General features: G+C 36.2%; 17 protein-coding genes. 12 read left to right on the top strand and 5 right to left on the bottom strand.

Annotated elements, in window-relative coordinates:
- Position 1: 1 nt before the first annotated feature.
- The 4 genes from OGZ34_RS19450 (at position 2) to chiA (ending at position 11361) form a co-directional block, all read left to right on the top strand.
- Positions 2-1594: a RagB/SusD family nutrient uptake outer membrane protein gene (locus OGZ34_RS19450; protein WP_263361420.1), complete on the top strand. Its 1593-nt coding sequence runs from the start codon at positions 2-4 to the stop codon at positions 1592-1594.
- A gap of 116 nt (positions 1595-1710) precedes the next feature.
- A complete protein-coding gene (gene nagB / locus OGZ34_RS19445) occupies positions 1711-3648 on the top strand; it encodes a glucosamine-6-phosphate deaminase (protein ID WP_263361419.1) in 1938 nt (645 codons plus the stop codon).
- Positions 3649-3806: 158 nt separating this feature from the next.
- Positions 3807-5873, top strand: coding sequence for a beta-N-acetylhexosaminidase (locus OGZ34_RS19440; protein WP_263361418.1), 2067 nt, complete (start codon positions 3807-3809; stop codon positions 5871-5873).
- Between the two features lie 496 nt (positions 5874-6369).
- Positions 6370-11361: a T9SS-translocated chitinase ChiA gene (chiA, locus tag OGZ34_RS19435; protein WP_263361417.1), complete on the top strand. Its 4992-nt coding sequence runs from the start codon at positions 6370-6372 to the stop codon at positions 11359-11361.
- A gap of 588 nt (positions 11362-11949) precedes the next feature.
- On the opposite strand, the gene OGZ34_RS19430 is transcribed toward chiA, so the two are convergent.
- Entirely contained in the window at positions 11950-12183 is a 234-nt protein-coding gene (locus tag OGZ34_RS19430; protein ID WP_263361416.1) for a hypothetical protein, read from the bottom strand.
- 82 nt (positions 12184-12265) lie between these two features.
- On the opposite strand from OGZ34_RS19430, the gene OGZ34_RS19425 reads away from it, so the two are divergent.
- From OGZ34_RS19425 to OGZ34_RS19410, 4 genes are all read left to right on the top strand, one after another.
- On the top strand, positions 12266-12496 hold the full coding sequence (locus OGZ34_RS19425; protein ID WP_263361415.1) for a helix-turn-helix domain-containing protein: 231 nt from the start codon (positions 12266-12268) through the stop codon (positions 12494-12496).
- A 638-nt stretch (positions 12497-13134) separates the two neighbouring features.
- Positions 13135-13938 (top strand): TlpA family protein disulfide reductase, encoded by an 804-nt coding sequence (locus OGZ34_RS19420; RefSeq protein WP_263361414.1) that lies wholly within the window; start codon positions 13135-13137, stop codon positions 13936-13938.
- A gap of 225 nt (positions 13939-14163) precedes the next feature.
- On the top strand, positions 14164-15783 hold the full coding sequence (locus tag OGZ34_RS19415; protein WP_173968015.1) for an ABC-F family ATP-binding cassette domain-containing protein: 1620 nt from the start codon (positions 14164-14166) through the stop codon (positions 15781-15783).
- 472 nt (positions 15784-16255) lie between these two features.
- Positions 16256-19000, top strand: a complete 2745-nt coding sequence (locus OGZ34_RS19410; RefSeq protein WP_263361413.1) for a fibronectin type III domain-containing protein — start codon at positions 16256-16258, stop codon at positions 18998-19000.
- 82 nt (positions 19001-19082) lie between these two features.
- Here the strand turns inward: OGZ34_RS19410 and OGZ34_RS19405 are convergent, their stop codons facing one another.
- From OGZ34_RS19405 to OGZ34_RS19390, 4 genes are all read right to left on the bottom strand, one after another.
- Positions 19083-19481, bottom strand: a complete 399-nt coding sequence (locus OGZ34_RS19405; protein WP_263361412.1) for a VOC family protein — start codon at positions 19479-19481, stop codon at positions 19083-19085.
- 46 nt (positions 19482-19527) lie between these two features.
- Complete coding sequence (locus OGZ34_RS19400; protein WP_263361411.1) at positions 19528-20604, bottom strand: DUF418 domain-containing protein; 1077 nt, start codon at positions 20602-20604, stop codon at positions 19528-19530.
- 73 nt (positions 20605-20677) lie between these two features.
- A complete protein-coding gene (locus tag OGZ34_RS19395; protein WP_263361410.1) occupies positions 20678-21244 on the bottom strand; it encodes a Crp/Fnr family transcriptional regulator in 567 nt (188 codons plus the stop codon).
- A gap of 137 nt (positions 21245-21381) precedes the next feature.
- Positions 21382-21975, bottom strand: a complete 594-nt coding sequence (locus OGZ34_RS19390; RefSeq protein WP_263361409.1) for a dihydrofolate reductase family protein — start codon at positions 21973-21975, stop codon at positions 21382-21384.
- 416 nt (positions 21976-22391) lie between these two features.
- Between OGZ34_RS19390 and pyrR the strand changes: the two genes are divergently transcribed.
- The 4 genes from pyrR (at position 22392) to OGZ34_RS19370 (ending at position 25490) form a co-directional block, all read left to right on the top strand.
- A complete protein-coding gene (pyrR, locus tag OGZ34_RS19385; protein ID WP_173967632.1) occupies positions 22392-22931 on the top strand; it encodes a bifunctional pyr operon transcriptional regulator/uracil phosphoribosyltransferase PyrR in 540 nt (179 codons plus the stop codon).
- A gap of 42 nt (positions 22932-22973) precedes the next feature.
- On the top strand, positions 22974-23615 hold the full coding sequence (locus OGZ34_RS19380) for a DUF6891 domain-containing protein (protein ID WP_263361408.1): 642 nt from the start codon (positions 22974-22976) through the stop codon (positions 23613-23615).
- Positions 23616-23699: 84 nt separating this feature from the next.
- On the top strand, positions 23700-24626 hold the full coding sequence (locus tag OGZ34_RS19375) for an aspartate carbamoyltransferase catalytic subunit (RefSeq protein WP_173967630.1): 927 nt from the start codon (positions 23700-23702) through the stop codon (positions 24624-24626).
- A gap of 531 nt (positions 24627-25157) precedes the next feature.
- Positions 25158-25490 carry a ribonuclease Z gene (locus OGZ34_RS19370; protein ID WP_173967629.1) on the top strand — a complete coding sequence of 111 codons (333 nt, stop codon included), beginning with the start codon at positions 25158-25160 and terminating at the stop codon, positions 25488-25490.
- Positions 25491-25554: the final 64 nt, after the last annotated feature.

Below are 25554 nucleotides of genomic sequence, written 5' to 3'. Positions count from 1 at the left end.
GATGAAACTAAATAAAATAATAAAAGCGACAACAATCTGTGCTTCTTTGCTTGCAGTAGTGGCGTGTACAGAGAATTTTGAGGAAATAAATACAAATCCAAATGGTATTACACCAGAGCTTTTTGAGCAGGATTTTAATCATATTAAAGGGGGGTTTTCTCCAATGTTTAATAATATCCAGGTTTTAACCCCGCCAGATATATATCAGTTACAGCAAGGATTAAATAGTGATGTCTGGTCCGGTTATATGGCGACTCCTCATCCTTTCGGGAATTTAAATAATACGACTTATTATCTTCTAGATGGCTGGAATGGTACTTGTTGGGAGACTGCTTACAAAAGTATAATGTATAATGCCAATGATATTGCCAACAAAGCGAAAGGAAAATACGACCAGTTTTACGCCTTGTCGTTGATTTTAAAAGTAGAGGGGATGCATAGGCTAACCGATATTTTTGGGCCTATTATTTACTCGAAGTTTGGTACTTTGGATACTACTATTCCTTATGATTCACAAGAAGAGGTGTATACTCAAATGTTTAGTGAGTTAGATATTGCAGTGGCAGAATTAACTAAAAGAGTGGATAATAATGAAGTTAGTACTTTTACAGCAGCTGATATATCTGGTTATAAAGGTGACTACAAAGCTTGGGTAAAATTTGCAAATACCTTGCGTTTGAGATTGGCCATGCGTATTGTAAAAGTGAAACCCGACTTAGCAAAGACTCAGGCTGAAAAGGCTGTGGCACACAAATTTGGAGTTTTTACCGCAAATTCAGATTTATTTAAAATTGTATCTCCTGTTTACACCAATCCAATTAATACTATAAGTGGTAAAGCAGGTGAAGGATGGGGAGATATTGCGATGTCTGCTGATATGGAATCTATTTTAAAAGGATATAATGATCCTAGATTACCAGTTTATTTTGATACTTCAGAGCAATTTCCAGGTCAGTATAAAGGGATTCGTACAGGTATCGCTATTGCTTCAAAAAGTGATCATGAGAATTTTTCCCGAATTGGATCAGTTGTTAGGACTAAAGAAATAACTCTGATGACTACGGCAGAGGCTTATTTTTTAAGAGCGGAAGGAGCTTTGAGAGGTTGGAATATGGGTGGAGATGCAAAATCTCTATATGAACAAGGAATCGCATCATCATTTGATCAGAGAGGGGTTTCCGGTGCAGCGGCTTATACGGCAAACAATACGGGTACTGCAGCAGCCTATGTTGATCCTAAATTCCCGGAGAATAATGCAGCACCATTAAATAATGTGACTGTTGCCTGGGATGCTGCTGCAAGTAATGAAGTAAAATTGCAAAAAATTATTACTCAGAAATGGATTGCCGGTTTCCCTGAAGGTCAGGAAGCTTGGTCTGATTACAGAAGAACGGGATATCCTAAACTTTTTAAAGTACTTAAAAATTATAGTGGAGGTACAATTTCTACAGAACTTGGTGTAAGAAGACTCCCTTTTGTTGTTGCTGAGAAAGCAGGTAATAAAGGAGGTGTAGAAACTGGTGTTGCCAAATTAGGTGGTCCGGATAACGGAGGAACCAGACTTTGGTGGGATGTTAATGCTCCAAATTTCTAAAAAAATAAATCCAAGAATTAAAAGAATTTAAGTTTGGTTAGTAAATGGTATAAGTGACTAAGGTTGCTTATATCATTTCAAAAACCAAAATTGTAATTATTATAAAAAGAAAAGAAATGAAAAGTGCTTTAGAAATAAAACCTGATATCAGCTATAAAAGCGCGGGGAAGTTTGAAGAGACACGATTTGAAAAAATCCACAATGAAATTTTCAGGAACTCTGCAGAAGCTTCGGTAATTGTAGCACAGGAAATCGCGCAATTGATCCGCTCTAAACAAGAAAAGAATAAATCTTGCGTATTAGGTTTGGCCACAGGTTCTTCTCCTATAAAAGTTTATGAAGAATTAGTGAGAATGCACAGAGAAGAAGGTTTAAGTTTTAGCAATGTAATCACTTTTAATCTGGATGAATATTATCCGATGAGCAAAGAGAACAATCAGAGCTATCATTATTTCATGCACCAGCATCTTTTTAATCATATTGATATCAAACCCGAGAATGTAAATATTCCCGACGGAACCGTTGCCATTGAAGAACTTAATCAATACTGCATCGATTACGAAATGAATATTAAAAATGCAGGAGGTCTTGACTTTCAATTATTAGGAATTGGTCGTACGGGTCACGTAGGTTTCAATGAACCGGGATCCCACATCAACTCCGGAACCAGAATTATTACACTGGATCATATTACGAGAGTCGATGCTTCTTCAGATTTTAATGGGATCGACAATGTTCCTAAAAGAGCGATCACCATGGGAGTTTCTACTATCATGAGATCAAAGCGAATTGTGCTGATGGCCTGGGGACAAAACAAAGCCGATATCATCAAGAGAACTATTCAGGGAGATATCAGTTCAGAAGTTCCGGCTACTTTTTTACAAAATCATGCCAATGCTACATTTGTATTAGACCAGTCAGCAGCATCAGAATTAACGCGTTTCAAAACGCCTTGGTTAGTAGGAGAATGCATCTGGACACAGGAATTAAAAAGCAAAGCGATTGTTTGGTTGTGCCAAAAAACAAAACAATCTATCTTAAAATTAACCGACAGAGATTACAACAACAACGGAATGTCTGATCTTTTGGCGCAGGAAGGTTCTGCTTATGATTTGAACATCAATATGTTCAACGTCTTGCAGCATACCATCACAGGATGGCCGGGTGGAAAACCCAATACCGACGATTCGCATCGTCCTGAAAGAGCCAATCCGGCAAAAAAACGAGTGATTCTTTTTAGTCCACATCCGGATGATGATGTGATTTCTATGGGAGGAACTTTTTCAAAACTGATAAAACAAGGTCACGATGTACATGTTGTATATCAAACCTCCGGAAATATAGCCGTTACAGACGACGAGGCATTGAAATTTGCCGAAGTGGCTAAAGATTTTCTTGGTGATTCTGCCTCGGGAATCGATTTTAAAGCTGTCATTGAATTCTTGAATAGCAAGTCTGAAAACCAAATTGATTCTTTGCAAGTTCGCAAATTAAAAGGACTCATTCGAAGAAGAGAATCCTACGCGGCAACAAGATACATTGGATTAAAAGATGAGAATACGCACTTTTTAGATCTTCCGTTTTATGAAACCGGACAGGTGAAGAAAAATCCATTAGGTGCTGAGGACATCGCTATTGTAAAAGAGATCATCGCACAAATAAAACCGCATCAGGTATTTGCAGCAGGAGATCTGGCTGACCCGCACGGAACACACGAAGTTTGTCTGAATGCCATCTTTGCCGCAATGAAAGAACTAAAACCGCAAAAATACATGGACGATTGCTGGTTATGGTTGTATCGAGGTGCATGGCACGAATGGGATATTCATGAAATTGATATGGCCGTTCCGCTTTCTCCATCAGAAGTATTGTTAAAACGTCACGCAATTTTGTACCATCAGTCTCAAAAAGACCGGGTAATGTTTCAGGGTAATGACTCGAGAGAATTTTGGGTGAGAGCCGAAGACCGTAACAAAAATACAGCCGTTTTATACGATGAATTAGGATTAGCAGAATACGAAGCAATTGAAGCTTTTAAACGTTTTGATTATTAAAATTAGATTATAAGATCCGGGTGAGAGCGGATTACATTACAAAATTCAGATTGATTTCATTAGGAGTAGTGAGGGTTCAATAGAAATCCTTCTGAATTTTGTTTCTTTTATTTATTATTAATGTTGTCTCAGGCAACATCTTTCCAAAAACATTAAAAATGAAATATTTATTAGTCCTACTATTAGCAGGTGTAACAGCTAGTGCTCAGGTTCAAAAAGAGCAGCTAAACCTTATGCCTTGGCCTCAAAGTGTTGTTTTAAGCGATGGCAATTTTGCTTTAACTAAAAATTTTAAAGTAAACATCACCGGAAACCCAAATCCCCGAATTTTTGGAGGAGTAACTCGCTTTTTGCGCCGATTAGATGGTAGAACCGGTATTTTTTTCGAACAAGGATTTATTACCAAACTAAATGAAGTTCCTACAGCCGAGCTTCAAATCAATTGCACCAAGAGCGGAAAAATTGGTTTGTACGAAGACGAAAGCTATCATTTAGATATCAAACAAAACAAAATTACAATAAATGCAACAAGTGATTTAGGAGCGCTGCACGGTCTTGAAACCTTATTGCAAATAATGCAGAATAATAACAACTCATTTTATTTTCCTGTATCAAAAATCTCAGACTTCCCAAGATTTACCTGGAGAGGTTTGATGGTCGATGCTGCCAGACATTTTCAGCCGGTAGACGTGATCAAAAGAAACATTGATGCCTTGGCAGCTACGAAAATGAATGTCCTTCACTGGCATTTAGTAGACGATCAGGGATGGAGAATTGAAATGAAAAAACATCCAAAACTAATTGAAAAAGCTTCGGATGGAATGTATTACACACAAGAGGAGATTAAAAATATCGTAAAATATGCTGATGAGCGCGGTATTTTGATTGTTCCGGAAATAGATGTTCCTGGTCATGCATCTGCAATACTTACGGCTTACCCGGAAATAGGAAGCAAAGTGATTACACTGACAGGGGGGACTTCTGAAAAAAATATTCAGGGAACAGCAATTGCGACCTATGGAATTGAAAGAAATGCGGGTATTTTTTCGCCAACATTAGATCCTTCAAATCCTAAAACATATCAATTATTAAGTGAACTTTTTGATGAGGTTTGTCCATTATTCCCAGGTGCTTATTTTCATATTGGTGGAGATGAAAATGAAGGGAAGGACTGGGATTCAAATCCAAAAATTCAGGAATTCAAAAAGAAAAATCAGTTAACGACCAATCATGAGTTACAGACTTATTTCACCATGAAATTAATTCCGATGCTTAAGAAACATGGAAAACAGTTAATGGGCTGGGAAGAAATTTTGACCAAGAATATGTCAAAAGATGCGATTATTCACGCCTGGAGAGGCCCTAATGAAGGAGTAGTAGCAGGTCAGTCCTTAATTGAATCAGTAAAAAAAGGGTATAAAACAGTAATGTCCAATGGATATTATGTTGATTTAATGTATCCGGTTGCGAGTCATTATTTAAATGATCCAATGCCAAAAGGAGCAAATTTAACCACCGAAGAAAAAGCAAGAGTATTAGGTGGTGAAGCAACAATGTGGACAGAACTTGTATCGTCATCAACAATCGATTCAAGACTTTGGCCAAGAACAGCTGCGATCGCTGAAAGACTTTGGTCGGCGGAAGATATTACAGATTTGGAGAGCATGCGCAAACGTCTTGATGTAGTTTCTTTCAGATTGGAAGAGCTTGGAATAACACACATTCGTAATAAGGACGTGATTCTGAGAAACATCTCGAACAATCAGAACATTAATTTTGTAGAAGATTTTACAAATGTTTGCGAACCTTTAAAAGGGTATAAACGAAACAAAGGAGGAACTGAATATCAAATGTATTCTCCGTTAACCCTTTTTGCAGATGCCTGTACACCGGATGCCAAAGACTCTTTAGCTTTTGATGCTGTAGTAGCACAATATCTAGCAAATAAAACTCCGGATAATAAAGCAAAAGTAGCGGCATTTTTAAACAAATGGATCGCTGTTAACAAAGGACTGGTTGAATTAAGTGCTAATGCACCATTAATACAGCACATCTTGCCTTTGTCTAAAAAGTTGAATGATGCATCGCAGGAATTATTACTCGTTTTAGATAATAAATCAACTTTAAAAGGAGAGGATCTGAAAAATTTAATTGAGCAATGTAACAGTAAAGACCACGCTGATGTTGAGTTATCAGTATATGAAAGTTTCAAAAAATTAATTTAAAGATTTGTTTGAGTTAGTATTTAGTAAGTTTTTTTTACCACGTTATTTAGTAATTTATTGTCTCTGCCAGAGGCTTCTGGCAGAGATAATTATGGTGATTTCGGCTGTCTTTCTAACTTAAAAACAATGAATCATAATAAAATTATAACCATCATAAATAGTATTAACATTTAAAAACCAAATAAGACGCATAAAACAAAACATGACAAAAAGTAAAGTATTTTAGATTGATGAATCCCAAATTTATCTTCTGTGTTTAAACTAATTTTTTTTAAAATTAAATAAATATCAGTCACTACTATTCACTAACGATTATGGCTAGAATCAGTAATAGTAATATTTATTTTTAGAAGTAATGAATTAAAAATCCACTGTATCGCGATGTTTTTTATTCGCGGTGTATTGAACCCCGGTTATTGTATTTATTTGCTGCATTTTGGCGGGTAAGGTATTGTAATTGGAATATTTATTTTCTATTAACCAATATTTATTAACTATGAAACATTATTACAGATTACTCTTTTTGTTACTGTTTCCCTTGCTTGCGTCGGCCCAACCAGCCCACGGTAAAAAAGTAGTAGGGTATTATGCGCAATGGGCAATTTATGCCCGGGATTTCAATGTTCCCAAGATAGACGGGAGCAAGATAACCCATTTGAATTATTCTTTTTACGGGACAACTTTTGACCCTGCCCGTCCGGAGAATACAAAATTAAAATGTTTGGATACCTATGCTGATTATGAGCATACGGAAGGCGGAATTCCATGGGATGCTCCTGTAAAAGGGAATTTTTATGACTTGAAAAAGTTGAAAGAAAAGTATCCGCATTTAAAAATTTTAATCTCTGTTGGAGGATGGACTAAAGGTCAGGATCTTTCTCCAATTGCCGCAAGTCCGGTGGCAAGAGCTGCTTTAGCTGCAGATATGGCAAACTTCATTGTCACTTATCCGTTTATTGATGGATTTGATATCGACTGGGAGTATCCTCTTATGGGAGGAACAGACGGTACTGAAATTGTGAACGGAATCCCGGTTCCTCCACAAAAATACCATCCGGATGACAACAAAAACCTGGTACTTTTATTAAAAGCCATGCGTCAGGCAATGCCTAATAAACTAGTGACTATTGCAGCCGGAAACAATGTTCGAAATGTGCCTAAACAATATTTAGGGCCAAACAACAGGGCACAGTTTGGAATGACCGAAGATATTTCAACGTACTGTGATTACATTACTTACTTTGGATATGATTTTGGCGGAAACTGGTATGATAAAACATGTTATAATGCTCCTCTCTATGGAAGCGGAAACCCGAATGATCCATTATATGGTGCAACTCAGTCAGAATCACTTGATGAGTTGACGAACATCTATTTGAATGTTGTTGGTTTTCCTGCCAATAAATTAATCATGGGATTGCCTTTTTACGGCAAAAAATTTGACAACGTTGCCAATAATGGAACCAATCCAAACCTTCCGGGGTTATTTGTTTCTGCACCAAGATATAATGTTGCAGGCTGTACAAATCCGCAAAATCCAACAGGAACCTGGGATGGGCCGGCAGCTTGTGAGAAATCCGGTAGTATCGAAATTTGTGGTCTGGTTGGAAATCCGGTTACCAATTCGCATGCTTTTTTAGATCCAAATACCATGTTAGTTACGCCAACGGCAGCTGCTGCAGGTTGGGTAAGGTATTTTGATAACACGACCAAAGTTCCTTATTTGTACAACAGTAGTTTGAAACAGTTTATCAGTTATGAAGATAAACAATCAATGGACTTAAAAGTACAGTACATCAAATCTAAAAATCTGGCTGGTGGTATGATTTGGGAATTATCTCAGGATACCAGAGGCTCTATCCCTAATTCACTTTTAACTCAGGTAGATACTTCTTTTGGAAGTATTGTTCCGGGAACAGTAAGCATTGCGGGCTCTGTAAAAAATGGAACTGCTTTAGTGACTGATGTAACAGTTGAATTGCGCAACGCCAGTAATGTAGTTTTGCAAACCGTAACTTCAGCAACGGGGAATTTTACATTCAATAATTTAACATCTGGTCAAAATTATAGCCTTACAGCGTTAAAGGCAGCTTATACTTTTATAGCTGTTAATTTAACTAATGTAACGACTAACCAAACTGGTGTAGTGATTCAGGGAACACAACCTTTGTATACTGTGAGTGGAACGGTTTTAAGTAATACGACGCCAGCTACGCCAATTTCGGGAGTTACAGTTACAGCAACTTCCGGTACGACTGTTTTAACTGCTGTTTCTAATGCGACGGGAGCTTATAGCATTACAGGTTTAACCGCGGGACTTAATTTTACAGTTACAGCTGCCAAAACAGGCTTTCCTTATACACCAGCTTCGACAGTATATAATGTGATAGATAGCAATAAAACGTTGAACTTTACGCAAGGTTCTCCAATTGTATATTATATCGTTAGTGGTACAATTTTAAACGGAACTACACCAGCTTTAGGAGTAACTGTTACAGCAACTTCTACAGGAGCTACTGTTACAGCAGTTTCTACTGCGAGCGGTTATAGTCTTAGTTTACCATCAGGAGGAAATTATACCATAACGGCTGCGGCGGCTGGTAAAACCTATACTCCGGCTTCAACTGTTTATACTAATTTGATAGCAGATAAAACTTTAAATTTTACCGAATTTAATGTTGGAACAAGTAAAATTAGCGGAACCGTTAAAAATGGTACAGTTCCGGTTGCAGGAGCTAAAGTAGAAATCATTTTACCTTGGACTGACAATGCACACGGATGGAAAAGTGTTTTGGCGACTACAGATGCACAAGGAAATTATAGCTTTGCCAATTCAGTGGTAGACGGATATACTACTATTTCGAGTTTGAAATTGAATGCTTGGCAAAATAACGACGTTAATTATTTTCCAAATAATCTGACTAGTTTTGCTGTTCCGGCAACTCCACAGGTTTATAACTTCAATACGAGTGCTATTGCAAGAACGTCATCTTATGCCATAAACGGAAAAGTTTTAAACGGAACAACTCCGGTTTCAGGTGCTCTGGTTTCGGCTGTTTCGGGTACAACAACTTTAACGGCTACTACAGCTGCTGACGGATCTTATTCTTTTGCAAATCTGGCTTCAGGATCTGATTATAAAGTAACGGCTGCCAAAACAAATCTAACATTTGTTCCTGTGTCAGCAGTTTCAACGACGAATTCTGGGGATAAAACACTGGATTTTACACAAAATTTGGTTAGCACAAATCTAATAAGCGGAACCGTTAAAAATGGCACTACTGCTGTTTCAGGAGCAAAAATAGAATTGGTTTTACCTTGGACAGATAATACACACGGATGGAAAAGTGTTATTGCAACCTCAGATGCTCAGGGGAATTTCACTTATGATAACGCGGTTGTAGCAGGTTATGCACAAGTTTTAAGTTTAAAGCTGAATGGATGGGAGAATAATGGAACTAATTATTACCCAAATAATTTGGCAAATTTTGCAATGCCAACGACACCGCAAGTTTACAATTTTAATACACAAGCGGTGGTTGTGACTAAACCAGTGGTTACCATTACAGCACCAACAGCTCCGACGATTGCTATAAATTTAGGGTCTGCGATTAATTTTGTTGCTACTGTTGGATTAAGTGCTGCGGATGCCACTACAATCTCATCTGTTTCCTTTAGTTTAAATGGACAAAGCTTGAGTGCTACCAATTCTTCGGGAACTTATACAGCGATTTGGACACCGGTAGCAAATCAGTTTTCACTTAGTCATACATTAACTGTTACGGCTACTGCATCAAACGGAACAACAGATACAAAAACATATAATTTTGCATTAAATTGTTCAGGTGCAAACTGCCCAAATACCTTACCTGTAGTTACCTGGAATTCGCCATCGAATACTACTGTAACTCAAAGTTCTTTCCAGGTTGTGCCAATTTCGGTTACAGCTGTTGATAGTGACGGATCGGTTTCAGGTGTTACTATTACAATAAATGGAGGCACATTCAATATGACAGCAGGTACAAATAATACCTATACGTATAATTTTACACCAGCTGCTTATCAGGACTATCCGGTTGTAATCAAAGCAACCGATAATAAATCTGGTGTAACTACATTAAACAATACCATTAAAATTGCTCCAGTGGGCACTAATAGATTCATTCCGCTTCCAGCTGGTAAAATTATTTTAGGATACGCACATTCCTGGGAAAATGGTTCTGCTCCATTTTTATATTTTTCTCAAATGGTGGGAAGTAAGTTTAACGTAGTGGACTATGCTTTCGTAGAAACCGTTAACCGTGATGGTTATACACCAGTATTAACTACAAATGATGCCAGATATTTGACCAATGGAGTTTTCAATAAGCAATTGTTGAAAAATGATATAAAATCCTTAAGAGATAGTGGCGTTCCAGTTATTGTTTCTATTGGAGGTCAAAATGGGCATGTTGTTTTGGAGAATGTAAATCAAAAAAACATTTTTGTTAATGGTCTGAAGGCAATCATTGACGAGTATCAATTTGACGGAGTGGATATCGATTTTGAAGGCGGATCGATGAATTTTAGTGCAGGAGGTTTAAGAGATATTTCTTATGCGGGTATTTCTGCTTATCCAAAATTAAAAAACGTAGTAGATGCTTTCAAAGAATTAAAAGCGCACTATGGCCCTGGGTTTTTATTAACTGCGGCTCCGGAAACACAATACGTACAAGGAGGATATTCTACCTATAATGATACTTTTGGTTCGTTCTTGCCAATCATTCAAAACTTACGTAATGAATTGGATTTGTTAGCGGTACAATTGTATAACACAGGAGGAGAAAACGGATTAGATGGTCAGTACTATGGTTCAGCTAAGAGAGCAAACATGGTGACAGCTCTAACTGATATGGTAATAAAAGGACACAACATTGGTACTACAGGAATGCGTTATGATGGCTTACCGGCCTCAAAAGTTCTTATCGCATTACCGGCTTGTCCAAGTGCAGCAGGTAGTGGTTTTATAACGCCGGCAGAAGGAATTAATGCGATGCATTATTTAAGAACCGGAACCACTTTTTCAGGAAGAACTTACACCATGCAGCCAGGCGGACCATATCCTTCTTTACGAGGTTTAATGACTTGGTCTGTAAACTGGGATTTTTCTTCTTGTGGTAATTCAGCTGAATTATCTAAAGCGTATGCGGCTTATTTTGCAGGACTTACAGCCGCAAGAACATTGCCTGAAGGAATCGAAACAAAGAGCAGTACAGTAGCTTATTTTAAAAACGATGCATTAGCTGTTTCTAGTGAAACTGGAGATATTGCTCAGGTTGAGGTTTTCAATACTATTGGACAGGCATTGATAAGTCATAAAAATGTTCAAAATAATAAAGAAGTACTGCTTCAAAACTACAATTTTTCTATCAAACAATTATTTGTGGTTATTGTAACGGACAAAGCAGGAAATAAAAAATCATTCAAAGTAATGAACTTTTTAAACTAAAGATCAGTATAGAAGAATGAAAATTACAGAAATAGAATATTGGAACGGTTAAAATTGAGTTTGGTTATTTATTTTTTAATCTAATTTTTATTTCGAATAAATGCTTCGAACTCAGGTGATTTGTTATTTGGTTTTCACCTGAAGGAGAGCATTATGAACCTGGCAATTGTATTGCCAGGTTTTTTTTTGTTTAAAATGATTTAATCTTAATGTTGATATAAAGGACACGGATAAAACGGATTTACTATCGCAAAGACGCTGATAAAAACGGATTTTTAAAATCAGTGTAAATCCGCGTTTTCGTGAAACGAATCTGTTTCATCTGCGTCATAACCTTTAAAAAAAACTTTGCGAACCTTGCGTCTTTGCGGTTAAAAAAAACTTTTACTACTTTTGAGATCAAATACAATTATCTCAGATTCCATGGTTTTGCATCTTCTCTTGCAGATAAAAACGGATTTTAAAAATCAGTGTAAATCCGCGTTTTCGTGAAACGAATTTGTTTCATCCGCGTCACAACCTTTTTATAAAGAAAGCTTTGTGTACTTTGCGACAAAAAACTTTCATTAGTTTGGAAATCAAATACAATTATTTCAGATCGAGGTAAGGATCTAAAATTTCTGCCAGTTTATTGAACCAGTAAAAATTATCGGCAATATCCTTTATTTCAGATTCCATGGTTTCACATTCTCTTAGTACAGATAATGAAAGCACATAATTTACTTCCCGTATCATTTTCGCCATATCTTTTGCGGCAATACTATCATTAAAAAAATGGTTTAATCTGGTTTCAATTTCGGGCGAAAGGTTTTTTGTAGTCATAGTCTTGTTTTTTTTGCAAATATATAGCTTATGACACAAATTTGTGTCAATTTTTTAAAAAAATAATTTGGACTTTTGACTTATGAATATTTCAGAAGAAATTTTTATTGCAAATCTAGGACTTCACATTAAAGGACTACGTGAAAAAAAAGGTTGGTCTCAACAGCAGCTGGCTGTTGCGTGTGATATTCCCAGAAATCAAATTAGTAGAATTGAAAGAGCCAAAATAAATACAGGCATAAGAACTCTTATAAGAATTGCAAATGCTTTAGATATTGAACTTACTGAATTGCTTAGGTTACATTTAAAATAATTTTTTAAAAATCTGCTCAAATCAATAAAATCTGCGTGAAACTTTTTGACTAGTTTTGAGATCAAATATCTTAGATTCCATGGTTTTGCATCTTCTCTTGCAGATAAAAACGGATTTTTAAAATCAGTATAAATCCGCGTTTTCGTGAAACGAATCTGTTTCATCCGCGTCACAACCTTTAAAAAAAACTTTGCGAACCTTGCGAAAACCTTGCGTCTTTGCGGTTAAAAAAAACTTTCACTACTTTTGAGATCAAATCCAATTATCTTAGATTCCATGGTTTTGCATCTTCTCTTGCAGATAAAAACGGATTTTTAAAATCAGTATAAATCCGCGTTTTCGTGAAACGAATCTGTTTCATCCGCGTCACAACCTTTAAAAATAACTTTGCGAACCTTGCGAAAACCTTGCGTCTTTGCGGTTAAAAAAAACTTTCACTACTTTTGAGATCAAGTACAATTATCTCAGACTCCATGGTTTTGCATCTTCTCTTGCAGATAAAAACGGATTTTAAAAATCAGTGTAAATCCGCGTTTTCGTGAAACGAATCTGTTCTATCCGTGTCACAACCTTAAAAAAACGTTACTAACCTTGCGAAAACCTTGTGTCTTTGCGGTTAAAAAAAACTTTCACTACTTTTGAAATCAAATACAATTATCTCAGAATCCATGCAGAAATTTATCAGCCTAATTGCACTTCTTTTCTTTTTCGCCATAAGTACTGCTCAAACCAATTTCGGATCCCCGGAAGTTGATCCAGTTCAAATTCAGAATAATTTTAGTCAATGGTCGGCCTATCAAAGTAAAAACATTATGCTTTCGAGAGATTTCATAGCATTGGACATCCTTTCTAAAGAAATTTCAAAAGAATCATTTCTGGACCAATTGACAAATGGAAATTGTATTCCGATTAGATTAAAATCCGAAGATTCTAAATACTATTATAAATTATTCGAGATTCAGGCCGGTTCAGATACAAGTATAAAAGCAACTATCAATCAAATTGGCTTTGATGCGCTTAAGAATTATAAAATGGAAGGAACTCCATTCCCGAAGTTTTCATTTAAAGATCTGAATGGAAATCTGGTGTCAAATGAATCGATGAAAGGGAAAATAATTGTTATAAAATGTTGGTACATCCATTGTACTCCTTGCATACGGGAATTTCCGCAGGTGAACCGTCTGACAGAAGAATACAAAGACCGAAAAGATATCGTTTTCATGAGTCTGGCAGAGGATGCTCCGGAAAAACTTAAATTGTTTCTGGTAAAGAGACCTTTAGCCTATTCTGTAATTCCAAATATGAAAACATATATGAATGAAGCTTTACAACTGAATTCATTTCCAACTCATTTTATTTTAAACAAAGAGGGGATGATTGTTAAAGTGCTTCCTAATTTTGAGAGTTTAGAAGTGGCTTTGGCTAAGGAAAGTCAGATGTGATTTGTCAGATGTAAAAAGTAAAAAGTAAGATGTGAAAACTTAGTGTATTCAATGAAGCGATCTATTTCACAATTAACATCTCACATTTTACATTTCACTATCAGCATTTCACAAATAACATCTTACAAATCACGTTTCACAATACAAAAAACTTAGAGCCTTTACATCTTTGCAACTCTGAACCTTTTTTCATACTTTTGCACAAAATTAATTAAAAAGACATTCATGTTAACAGTCAATAATTTATCAGTTCAATTTGGCAAACGAATTTTGTTTGACGAAGTAAATACTACTTTCACTCATGGGAATATTTATGGAGTTATTGGAGCCAACGGTGCTGGAAAATCTACTTTTCTAAAAATCATCTCAGGTGATATTGATCCAACTTCGGGACACATTCATTTGGAACCGGGAAAACGTATGTCGGTTTTGAACCAGAACCACAACATGTTCGATGAGCATACCGTTTTGGAAACTGTTTTGATGGGGAATAAAGTTTTGTATGCTGTTAAGAAAGAAATGGATGAACTTTATCTGGACTACAACGATAAAAACGCAGACAGAATTGGAGAACTTCAGGTTCAGTTTGAAGAAATGAACGGATGGAATGCAGATTCTGACGCCGCTTCGATGTTGTCTAATCTAGGGATTAATGAAGAGCATCATTATACTTTAATGGGAGACTTAGAGGGAAAAATTAAAGTACGTGTGCTTTTGGCGCAGGCACTTTTTGGAAACCCGGATTTGCTGATCATGGATGAGCCTACCAACGATTTGGATTTTGAAACCATTGCGTGGTTGGAAAACTTCCTGGCAAATTATGAAAATACTGTAATTGTAGTATCTCACGACCGTCACTTTTTAGATGCGGTTTGTACACATATATCTGATATTGATTTTGGAAAAATTAATCACTATTCAGGAAACTATACTTTCTGGTACGAGTCAAGCCAATTAGCGGCGAAACAACGTGCACAGCAAAACAAAAAAGCAGAAGAGAAGAAGCAAGAACTTGAAGAATTTATTCGTCGTTTTAGTGCGAACGTTGCAAAATCAAAACAAGCTACTTCTCGTAAAAAAATGATTTCTAAATTGAACATTTCAGAAATTAAACCTTCAAGCCGTCGTTATCCTGCGATTATTTTTGATCAGGATCGTGAAGCTGGAGATCAGATTTTGAACGTTGAAGGTTTGGCAGCTTCGATCGAAGGAGATCTTTTATTTAAAGATGTTGATTTGAATATGGCAAAAGGCGATAAAATTGTTCTTTTCTCTAAAGATTCGCGTGCTACAACAGCTTTCTACGAAATTTTGAACAACCAACAAAAAGCTGATGCAGGAACTTTCGATTGGGGAATTACTACTAATCAGGCTTATTTACCGGCTGAGAATCATTCTTTCTTTGAAAATGATTTGACTTTGGTAGATTGGTTACGTCAATACGCCAAAACAGAAGAAGAGCGTGATGAGGTTTTTATTAGAGGATTCTTAGGGAAAATGATTTTCTCAGGTGAAGAAGCGCTAAAAACAAGCCGTGTATTATCAGGAGGAGAAAAAGTACGTTGTATGTTGTCCCGAATGATGATGGAAAGAGCCAATATCTTAATGCTGGACGAACCAACGAATCACTTGGATTTGGAATCGATCACAGCTTTCAACAACTCATTGAAAAATTTTAAAGGTTCCGTGATTTTTACCACACATGACCATGAGTTTGCACAAACCGTTGGTAACAGAGTAGTAGAATTAACACCAAACGGGGCGATTGACCGTTACATGACATTTGACGAATACCTGGACGATGAAAAAATTCAGGAATTAAGAAAGAAGATGTACAATTTGTAATTTTATAATTTATAATAAGAGAGATCCCGTTCGCATTGCGAACGGGATTTTTTTTGCTATTTTTTACCGAACACTTTGGCGAAAATGAATATAAGTATCGCAATAATAAAGACAACGATAAATATTCCAACACCCATTCCGGCTTTAAAAATGTCTCCAATAACTTCACAGCTGGTAAATGAAAATAGTATCACGAATACCATTAACAAACGTTTAATTATATTTTGCATCATTTTGAGTTTTTAAGAATCTGCTGTTCTAATTCGTATTGTTTAAAATTACGCCAAATCGTAAAAAAGATCTTATATAATTTGATTGGAAAGTTCTATGATTTAGACTAAAACCAACTGTACTCAAAAGGTTAAACAACTTTACAATTAAGAGAAGTAAAGATAAGGGAAAGGTAATGTTCTCTTAAAAGCTATTGCGCTTTGGTAGAATACTTTTGTTTGGTCTAAAACAAAAACAACGTATGAAAAAACTTTACTTTCTATTCTTGCTGCTGGGGCTGAGTTATGCCTTGAAAGCACAAACCTTATTTCCTTATTTACAGAATGCCACACCAACCTCTATTTATGTTAACTGGAAAACAGATAGTAATCCGGAGTCGATTGTAGAATATGGGACGACAGCCACTAGTCTTAATGTTACCGTTACCGGTAACACAAATGTTTTTACAGATTCTGGTTATCCGGGTAACTATTTCTATCATAGCGCGAAGCTGCTTAATCTTTCACCGAATACGAAGTATTACTACAGAATAAAAACCGGAGCAGAGGTATCTTCAGTTTATTCTTTTAAAACACTACCCAATCCGGGACAGGCTGCCACATCAAATGGACACATCCGTTTTTTGATAATGGGGGATAACCAATTGAAAGCAGTGCCTCGTTATGATTCCTTGGTATCAGCTGCCAAAAGAAAGATCAGACAGAAATGGGGAAAAGACGCATCTCCTGATGATAATATCTCTATGACTTTTATGGTTGGAGATCAGGTTGATGTTGGGACTTTGGATCATTACGAAAATGTGCATTTTAAAAAGAACAGAGGGTTGTCTGGCAACATACCAATTCAGACAACGGTAGGAAATCATGAAACTTATGGGACACTTGGTATGAACTCCTATTATGATCATTTTTATATCAGTGAACTTTCGTATAAGGGCATTTCGTCGGGAACAGAGAATTATTATGCGCAACAAGCCGGTAATGTTTTGTTTATTAGTTTAAGTTCAGAACATACAGGGGCAGAACAGCTTAGCTGGTTGCAAAAAGTTCTTACCGCTGCAAATGCTGATAATACAGTAGAATGGATTTTCTCGTTAAGCCACAGACCTTATCAGGCAGAGCAATATGTAGGTGATATTTCGACCTGGGTTCGTAATACTGCCGTTCCGTTACTGGTAACATCTCCAAAATATTCGATGCATATTGGGGCGCACCATCATCTTTATCATAGAGGACAGTTGAAAAACACGCCTACTTATAATATTATTTCTGGAGGTACAGCCTGGGATCAATATTGGGGATCTTCTACAGAGCAGGATTTTGATGACGTACAAAAGACAATTTGCAACTGGATTTATCAAATTGTAGATATTGATGTGGCAAACGGAAAAATGGATATCGAAAGTTATTCTATTGGAAGTGTTGATAAATGGAAGAACAACCAGTTAATGGACGAATTTCATCGATACAAAAACAAAGCGACACCTGCCAAACCTTTGATTACGAATACTTTTACTGCGACAAATACATTGCCGCTAACCGTTTCCGGATCCACTTATACGACAACTACAGATGAGAAGTTGAATACCAGTCAGTTTTTGATTTCTCAGACACCAACATTCGATATTGTTAAGAAAGAGGTATATCGTGATTTCGAAAATTTATACGGAAAGTATGGTACTAAGAAAGATTCGACTGTAAACATCAATTTGGGTGTAGATATTACTAAAATGGATTTGGCTTCTAATTCACTTCCAAATGGCAAATACTATGTGAAGTTAAGATACAGAGACCGTAATTTGGAATGGTCACCATGGAGTGATGTTCAGACTTTTACGATTACAGGAAGTAACAATGTAAATACGGCAATAGTTACAGATGCTCTGACTTATTCGTTGAACACACCTATAAAAGTTGATTTTACTGATGCTCCCGCCAGTACTTCAACGTGGATTGGTTTATACAAAGAAGGGCAGACTCCGGGAGGCTCTTCACCATCGCAAACCTGGAAATATACGGACGGAAGTGCCAGCGGATTTATCACTTTTTCTAGCGGACTGGCTACTAAAGGACGTTATTATGCTGCAATATTCTCAAATGGAGGGTACACGGAAATTGCACCGCGAAAATACTTTTATGTAGGGCCGGTACCGACCTTAACTACTGATAAAACGGAGTATTCTGTTGGGACTCCTATCCTTATTAATTATACTAATGGTCCGCAATTGGCAAAAGACTGGATTGGTATTTACAGAATGGGGGTTAATCCGGGATCCGGAGTTACAGCAACAAGCTGGCAATATGTTACAACCGTTGCAGATGCTAAATCTTTCACAGGACTGCCAAAAGGCTACTATTATGCCGAGTATTATTTACAGGATGGATTTAATCCGATTGGAAACAAAGTATTTTTTAAAGTAGGAGCGATCGTTACCGAATTATGGATCAATAAACCGGTTTACGATCTTGGCGAACAAATTACAGCTTCTTGGACTGACGCTCCGGGAATTGTAAAAGACTGGTTGGGGATTTATCATGATGGAGATAATCCGAATGAAAAACCACTGGTGAGTTATACGTATTTCGAAGGACTTTCTGAAGGAACAAAAAATATTGCAGCTACGGAATTGCCAACACAAAAAGGGAAATACTTTTTGGTAATGTTTACTAACGATTCTTATAATGAAGTTTCAAACAGAGTTTCTTTTGAAGTAATCGATCCACATCTGAACAATGATGAATTTAAAATCGATAATGGTTTGAGAGTGTATCCAAATCCAACAAAGAACGATACGGAAACCTTTATTCAATCTGAATACCCTATTGATGAAATAGAAATTTACAACATGGAAGGGAAATTATTATATGCTACAAAAAATGTAAACAATAATAAGTTTTCTCTAATCAATCAGGATTTACCAAAAGGAGTTTATATTCTAAAAATACATTCCCGTAAATTATTTACAGCTAAACTAATTGTGAAGTAACAAACAGATAAAAAAATATCAAAATCCCATTTGCCACGGCGAATGGGATTTTGTTTTTTAGATAAGGAGATCGCACGAAATATTAGAATAACATTTCAATAAGCTGAATTTTATTTCCACAGGTATCATCCAGTATGGCAATTTTTACATTTCCCATTTCTGTTGGTTTCATGCTAAATTCAACCTCAAGACCAATCAGGCGGTCATATTCCTCCTGAAGATTATCAACGTTAAATTGGGTGTATGGGATTCCAGCTTCAAAGAGTGCTTTTTGATAGGTTTTGGCCGGTTCGAAATGATTTGGCGATGGTTCCAGTAAAACTTCAGTTCCGTTTAGTTCGTCTTTAGCAACAACGGTTAACCATCTGTTGTTTTCGCCCAGAGGTATGTCATGCTTTTTTACAAAACCTAGTTTTTTAGTATAAAACTGTAAGGCCTTTTCCTGATCCAGAACTGGGATTCCGATTACTTTTGCTCTCATAATCTATAGTTTTAAAATGAATGAATACAACTTTGATGCATTTTAATTAGCGGGCTATTTTTCGCATAAGAGTTTCAAACGGGCCATTATTAAAGCGTTTTGCCCAAAGACTACTAAAGTAATAACTGAGTACAAAATATGCAATTGAAAACAGTAAAATATAAATTGGTTTTGTCGCTTCCTGATCGGTTGGATCTTGGGTTAAGCTCTTGTTCATCAGAACAGAGAACAAAAGGATTCCAAGAGTGAGATGCGAAATATAGTGTGTTAGCGTCATTTGACCTGTTGGAGCAAAATCTTGTATGTATCGGTTCGTTCCGTATTTTTCTCCCAGGTACATAAAAAAGGCAATCAGCATCAGAGCAAATCCGGATGTACTTAACATAAAAGGGAGGTATGGAGGGAGGTAATCCGCATTGATAAATAAATGTAAATTCTCTGAAAGTGCAATTTGGCCGGACAATAATTGAAGTAGTGCTATCGATACATACACTAAAAATCCAATCTTAAACATTTTTTTTTGAACCTTTGTACTACTCCAGTTTAGTCTTCCGAGATACATTCCTAAGAGAAAATAAGCAATCCAGGGAAAAACAGAATTCCAGCCATTATAAAAGGTGTTTCTGATAAATCCGTTAAGGGTGTAAAAATCATTGTATTGAAAAGAGGTAATGTTCCAGCCCGTTTCATAGGGGATGATAAGAATTAAAAAGTGAAAACTAAAGACCGCGACAGCAGCCAGAAGCAGAAAAATTTTTTTGTTTAAAAAGAGTATAAAAGCAATTAGGAACATATAGCAGCCGTAAAAATGTAAAATATCGGCGGGCCAGATCAGGTTGAGCAAAAGTCCGATGATAAATAAAAAACCTGCTCGTTTGAGGATCGTATTTCTCAGCTTGTTTTTTTCGACAGAAGTATATTCAGCTCTGTTGGTCATAAGCGCAATTCCCATTCCTGCCAGTATCACAAATACAGAGCTCGAGTTACCGCTAAAAAGAGACATAAATTGTGCAATGGCACTTTGGTCGTTATGGGAGCCAAAAACCATATTGAAATTAACAATAAACATTCCGAAGATGGCATATGATCTTGCCAGGTCAAATCCTACGATTCTTTGTTTCATTTTTTTTATATTTTATGAAACAAATGTCGAAATGAAAAATCGCGGGAAATTTGACTTAGGTCAAATAATACATTTAAATTCTGGATCGGATCCTGCTTAGTGTTTCCAGCGATATTCCCAGATAAGAAGCAATATGGGTAAGCTGTATGTTTTTAATAATATGCGAATGTTCTTTAATTAATTTAAGGTAGCGGGTAGTAGCGTCCAGTGTACGAAACTGAAACAGTCGGTCTTCTAACCAAATTGCGTAATACTCGGTGAGCATTAAATCTAATTCTGTTAATTTGGGGAATTGCTTCTTTGCGTTCTGAAATCCTTTAAAGTCAGTTTGTGAAATGGCGATATCTGTGACGGCCTGAATGAATTCTTTGCTTGGCTTTTGCAGACAATAACTATTAAAAGATACCGCTATATCATCTTTAAAGTATAATTCTGTCGTGATTTCTTTTCCATCATCGAGGTAATACTTTCTGGCGATTCCTTCTTCTATAAAATAACTTTTGGAGCAAATTTCATCTTGTCGTAATAAAAACTCTCCTTTTTTTAACGTCTTGGTAGTTGAGATACTATTTAAAACGGCTAAGATTTCCAGATCAAGGCTGTTTATAAAAACATCTATTTTTGTTAGATAAGAGTTCATTCTTTTTTTTGGAAATATTCGTTTTTAAGAGAGTTGTAATTACTGGTTTATTTTAGATTGTTGAGGTGTAAGGAAATGTACCACAGGCATGGAATAGTTTTTTCAATGCCAATGTGGTTGTTTCTTTAACACTGTTTTTAATCTCCAATTGTACCGGTTTTTACTAATCCCGCTCGGCTGTAATTGGCAATAATAACTCCTGTAGAGGTGATTGTATGGTTGGTCAGAACAAATGAAGTTGGAATTGCACTGTCATCAAATAGTTTTTTTCCTTTTCCAAGAAGTAAAGGATGAATTTTGAGCCACAGTTCATCAACTAAATCATTTTTAAGCAGAAATTGAATGATGGAGGCGCCTCCCCAAACTTTAATATCATCGCCTTCTGAATTTTTGAGTTTTTGGATATCTTCTGCACTTTTTAAAAAGACGGAGTTTTCCCATTTAGAATCTTTTCGGCTTGCAGATAAGACATATTTAGTGACCTCATTAATTCCGGGCCAGTTAGCAGCATGCTCAGGCCAGTAAGATTCAAAAAGATCAAAGGTTTTTCTACCTAAAAGAATATCCGAAGGTTCCATTTGTTTTTCCATGGCCTTGCTGTACGATTCATCACCAAATGGTGCGACCCAGCCTCCATATTTAAAACCGCCCGAAGTATCTTCCTGAGGGCCGCCCGGTGCCTGCATAACCCCATCGAGTGTAATCATTGCTAAGGCAATTATTTTTCTCATTATTTTTAGTTTTTGGTTTCTCAAATATAATAAAATAACAAGAAATATTGGATTGAATTAATGCGGGTTGAAGGTGTTGTAGTAGTAGATTTTTTTTCTGTTTACTGTTTTATGCTTTAAAATAAAGGCTTGTAATATGGTTCATTCCTACAGAACTTTCGCTAATGTTGTTTAATCAGCAACGGATTAAAATCCGTTGTTACAGTATTGTTGATTCCCACGGAATTTAGAATGATGTTTTGTAATATAGATCGTTCCTATGGAACTTTTTCCAAGATTGCTCATTCCAGGTGAATTTAGAATGGTGCTTTGTGATCGTATAACGTTAAAAATTTATTCCCATATTTGTATTTAGAAAGAGGCAACAAATAAATTCTGATTTTGTATATTTGCTCAACCAAACATTATACTTAATTATGAGCCAAAAAGTATTACTTAATTCAAAAGAAGTTACTATCATACTCCATCGTTTGGCTTGTCAGTTAATCGAAAAACATCTTGATTTTTCAGATACTATTTTAATCGGAATTCAGCCGAGGGGTGTTTTTTTAGCCGAACGTTTAAAACAAATACTAGAGAGCGAATACAAGACACCTGAAATTTCTCTGGGATATTTAGATATTACTTTTTTCAGAGACGATTTCCGCCGTACAGATAAACCGCTTGAGGCCAATAAAACCCAAATCAATTTCATAGTTGAAAATAAAAAAGTCATTTTTATTGATGACGTTTTGTTTACCGGACGCAGCATTCGCTCTGCTTTAACCGCAATTCAGTCTTTTGGCAGACCTTCAGAAATTGAATTGTTAGTGTTAATTGACAGACGTTTTAGTCGCAATCTGCCAATTCAACCCGATTATCGTGGTCGTCAGGTAGATGCTATTAATGGTGAAAAAGTAAAAGTAAGCTGGAAAGAAAATGACGGTGAAGATGTGGTCTATTTGATAACAAATTAACGATTAAATAAAGCAGCAGTTAAACGAATAAATAAAAAAAGGATGACAGAGAATGAAGTTTTTATTTATGAATCAATTTTTAACCAAGTTAGAATGGGGTTTCTGTCTCTTGATGAGATTCAGGAAAACATTTTGGAAGAAATTGAAGACAACGAATTTGAGGATGAAATCTCTGAAGAGTGGGCTTTTGATAAAATAAGAGAAGAAAACCAAAAATTACTTTCAGAAAGTAAACAATGGAAAAGTCCAACAGATACTGAAAGATTAATAAAAGCGTTTGATGAATTGGCAGATATAAATATTATTGCACTTCATAATGCGGGTTATACCACATCAGATGGCGAATATGAAGTTGTTGAGGTAGAAAGAGCATTACGTGAAAACGAGGTAGAATCTGATGGGTATTGCTTTTATCATGAACAAGACTTAGAAAGAGGAGTGGCGGTAGAAGATTCAAGTTTGTTTATCGCTTTCCAGAAAGTGGATAATGGTGATGATGCGACAACAATAGAAGTAGGTAAAGTAGTTGCCCAAGTTCTAAGAGATAACGGCTTTACTCTAAAATGGAATGAATCTGCAAGAACAAAAATAGAAATCCCAGGTTTCAAATGGCAATATCTTTTTGATGAAGATGCCAGAGATTTGCAGGATTACAGCGAAGTTGTAGAAAGAATGATTCAATAAAGTAGTTGTTCTTTGTAGCAGCATTGAAAGACTGAGTATGTCAGGAATTCAAGAATTTGACAAATAAATATTAAAGAAATAAAAATGAAAGAATTAAGCGTAAATCACTTATTGGGAATTAAATATATCAATGAAAATGATATTAACCTGATTTTTGAAACTGCCGATCATTTTAAAGAAGTCATTAACAGACCCATTAAAAAAGTTCCTTCATTACGAGATATTACCATTGCCAATATTTTCTTTGAAAACAGTACCAGAACTAAGCTTTCTTTTGAGTTGGCACAAAAAAGACTATCAGCTGATGTGATTAGTTTTTCGGCAGCTCAGTCTTCTGTTAAAAAAGGAGAGACTCTGATTGATACTGTAAATAATATCCTTTCAATGAAAGTTGATATGGTTGTAATGCGCCACTCCAACCCCGGAGCGGCTTATTTTTTATCCAAAAATGTCAAAGCCAGTATCGTGAATGCCGGAGACGGAGCACACGAGCACCCAACACAGGCTTTATTAGATAGTTATTCTATTAGAGAGAGATTAGGTGATGTAGCCGGAAAAAAGGTAGTTATTGTAGGTGATATTCTGCATTCGAGAGTAGCTTTGTCTAACATATATGCTTTAAAGATGCAGGGTGCCGAAGTAAAGGTTTGTGGGCCAAAAACACTGATTCCAAGATACATTGAATCCCTTGGAGTCACAGTTGAACCCAATTTGCGTAAAGCTTTAGAGTGGTGTGATGTTGCTAATATGCTTCGTGTTCAAAACGAACGTATGGACGTAAACTTTTTTCCTTCGACACGTGAGTATGCACAACAATACGGAGTAGATAAACCATTACTGGACTCCCTTGGAAAAGAAATCGTAATCATGCACCCGGGACCAATTAACAGAGGAGTAGAGATTACTTCTGAAGTGGCTGACTCCGATCATTCGGTGATTTTGAATCAGGTCGAAAACGGAGTAGCGATCAGAATGGCCGTTATTTATTTATTGGCGTCTAAGATTCAGTAGTTTAGTCTCGATTTTCAGTTTTCAGTCTCAGTTTTCAGTCTCAGTCTCAGTCTCAGTTTTCAGTGAAGGTCAGAATTTGAACTACACAAAGTTAAAACTGTTTACTGCGACATCGCGACTGAATACTACAAAAAGCGACTGCGGCTGAAAAATAATCTCAGTTTTCAGTGAAGATCAGAATTTGAACTACACAAAGTTAAAGCTGTTTACTGCAATCGCGACTGAAAACTAAAAAAAGCGACTGCGCCTGAAAAATAGTCCCAGTTTTCAGTCTCAGTTTTAGTGAAGGTCAGAATTTGAACTACACAAAGTTAAAGCTGTTTACTGCAATCGCGACTGAATACTACAAAAAGCGACTTCGCTTGAAAAATAGTCTCAGTTTTCAGTCTCAGTTTTCAATAAAGCAGAATTTGAACTACACAAAGTTAAAACTGTTTACTGCGACCGCGACTGAAAACTAAAAAAAACGACTGCGACTGAATACTAAAAAAATCGTACCTTAGCTCTCTAACAGCGCCTATAAATTAGAAGATGAAAGTAGATCAAAAAGGACATACCGTTACAATTAAAGATACCCAGGGAGATTTTAATGCTTTTTTGGAAAAAGTAACGCAACAGTTCAAAACCTTTGAAAAACAAAATATTATAATCGATTTGTCTGCAGATAATGATGTATCTGAAAAGGAGGTAAAGCTTTTTTTACCTTTGGCCAAGCAACAGAAAAAAGCTAAAAAATCATTTGTAATAGTGGTTTCAGATCTTGATTTTAATGCTGTTTCAGATAAATTACTTGTAGTTCCATCGCTTTTGGAAGCACATGATATTATCGAAATGGAAGAAATCGAAAGAGACTTAGGGTTTTAATTGTAGCTTTTAGAGTTCAGATTTTAGATTTTGAATGTTGGAGTCTAAAATATATATTCAATTT

The organism is Flavobacterium collinsii (genome assembly GCF_946903285.1).
Lineage (GTDB): Bacteria > Bacteroidota > Bacteroidia > Flavobacteriales > Flavobacteriaceae > Flavobacterium > Flavobacterium collinsii.
The sequence above is the reverse complement of the archived record's forward strand: the minus strand, read 5'-3'. Positions and strand labels throughout refer to the sequence as shown.

Coding starts and splice junctions, on each gene's coding strand:
- OGZ34_RS19430 (WP_263361416.1), bottom strand. CDS start 12,183: ATGACTACAAAAAACCTTTCGCCCGAAATTGAAACCAGATTAAACCAT.
- OGZ34_RS19410 (WP_263361413.1), top strand. CDS start 16,256: ATGAAAAAACTTTACTTTCTATTCTTGCTGCTGGGGCTGAGTTATGCC.
- OGZ34_RS19395 (WP_263361410.1), bottom strand. CDS start 21,244: ATGAACTCTTATCTAACAAAAATAGATGTTTTTATAAACAGCCTTGAT.
- OGZ34_RS19415 (WP_173968015.1), top strand. CDS start 14,164: ATGTTAACAGTCAATAATTTATCAGTTCAATTTGGCAAACGAATTTTG.
- OGZ34_RS19405 (WP_263361412.1), bottom strand. CDS start 19,481: ATGAGAGCAAAAGTAATCGGAATCCCAGTTCTGGATCAGGAAAAGGCC.
- pyrR (WP_173967632.1), top strand. CDS start 22,392: ATGAGCCAAAAAGTATTACTTAATTCAAAAGAAGTTACTATCATACTC.
- OGZ34_RS19400 (WP_263361411.1), bottom strand. CDS start 20,604: ATGAAACAAAGAATCGTAGGATTTGACCTGGCAAGATCATATGCCATC.
- OGZ34_RS19390 (WP_263361409.1), bottom strand. CDS start 21,975: ATGAGAAAAATAATTGCCTTAGCAATGATTACACTCGATGGGGTTATG.
- OGZ34_RS19370 (WP_173967629.1), top strand. CDS start 25,158: ATGAAAGTAGATCAAAAAGGACATACCGTTACAATTAAAGATACCCAG.
- chiA (WP_263361417.1), top strand. CDS start 6,370: ATGAAACATTATTACAGATTACTCTTTTTGTTACTGTTTCCCTTGCTT.
- nagB (WP_263361419.1), top strand. CDS start 1,711: ATGAAAAGTGCTTTAGAAATAAAACCTGATATCAGCTATAAAAGCGCG.
- OGZ34_RS19425 (WP_263361415.1), top strand. CDS start 12,266: ATGAATATTTCAGAAGAAATTTTTATTGCAAATCTAGGACTTCACATT.
- OGZ34_RS19380 (WP_263361408.1), top strand. CDS start 22,974: ATGACAGAGAATGAAGTTTTTATTTATGAATCAATTTTTAACCAAGTT.
- OGZ34_RS19450 (WP_263361420.1), top strand. CDS start 2: ATGAAACTAAATAAAATAATAAAAGCGACAACAATCTGTGCTTCTTTG.
- OGZ34_RS19375 (WP_173967630.1), top strand. CDS start 23,700: ATGAAAGAATTAAGCGTAAATCACTTATTGGGAATTAAATATATCAAT.
- OGZ34_RS19440 (WP_263361418.1), top strand. CDS start 3,807: ATGAAATATTTATTAGTCCTACTATTAGCAGGTGTAACAGCTAGTGCT.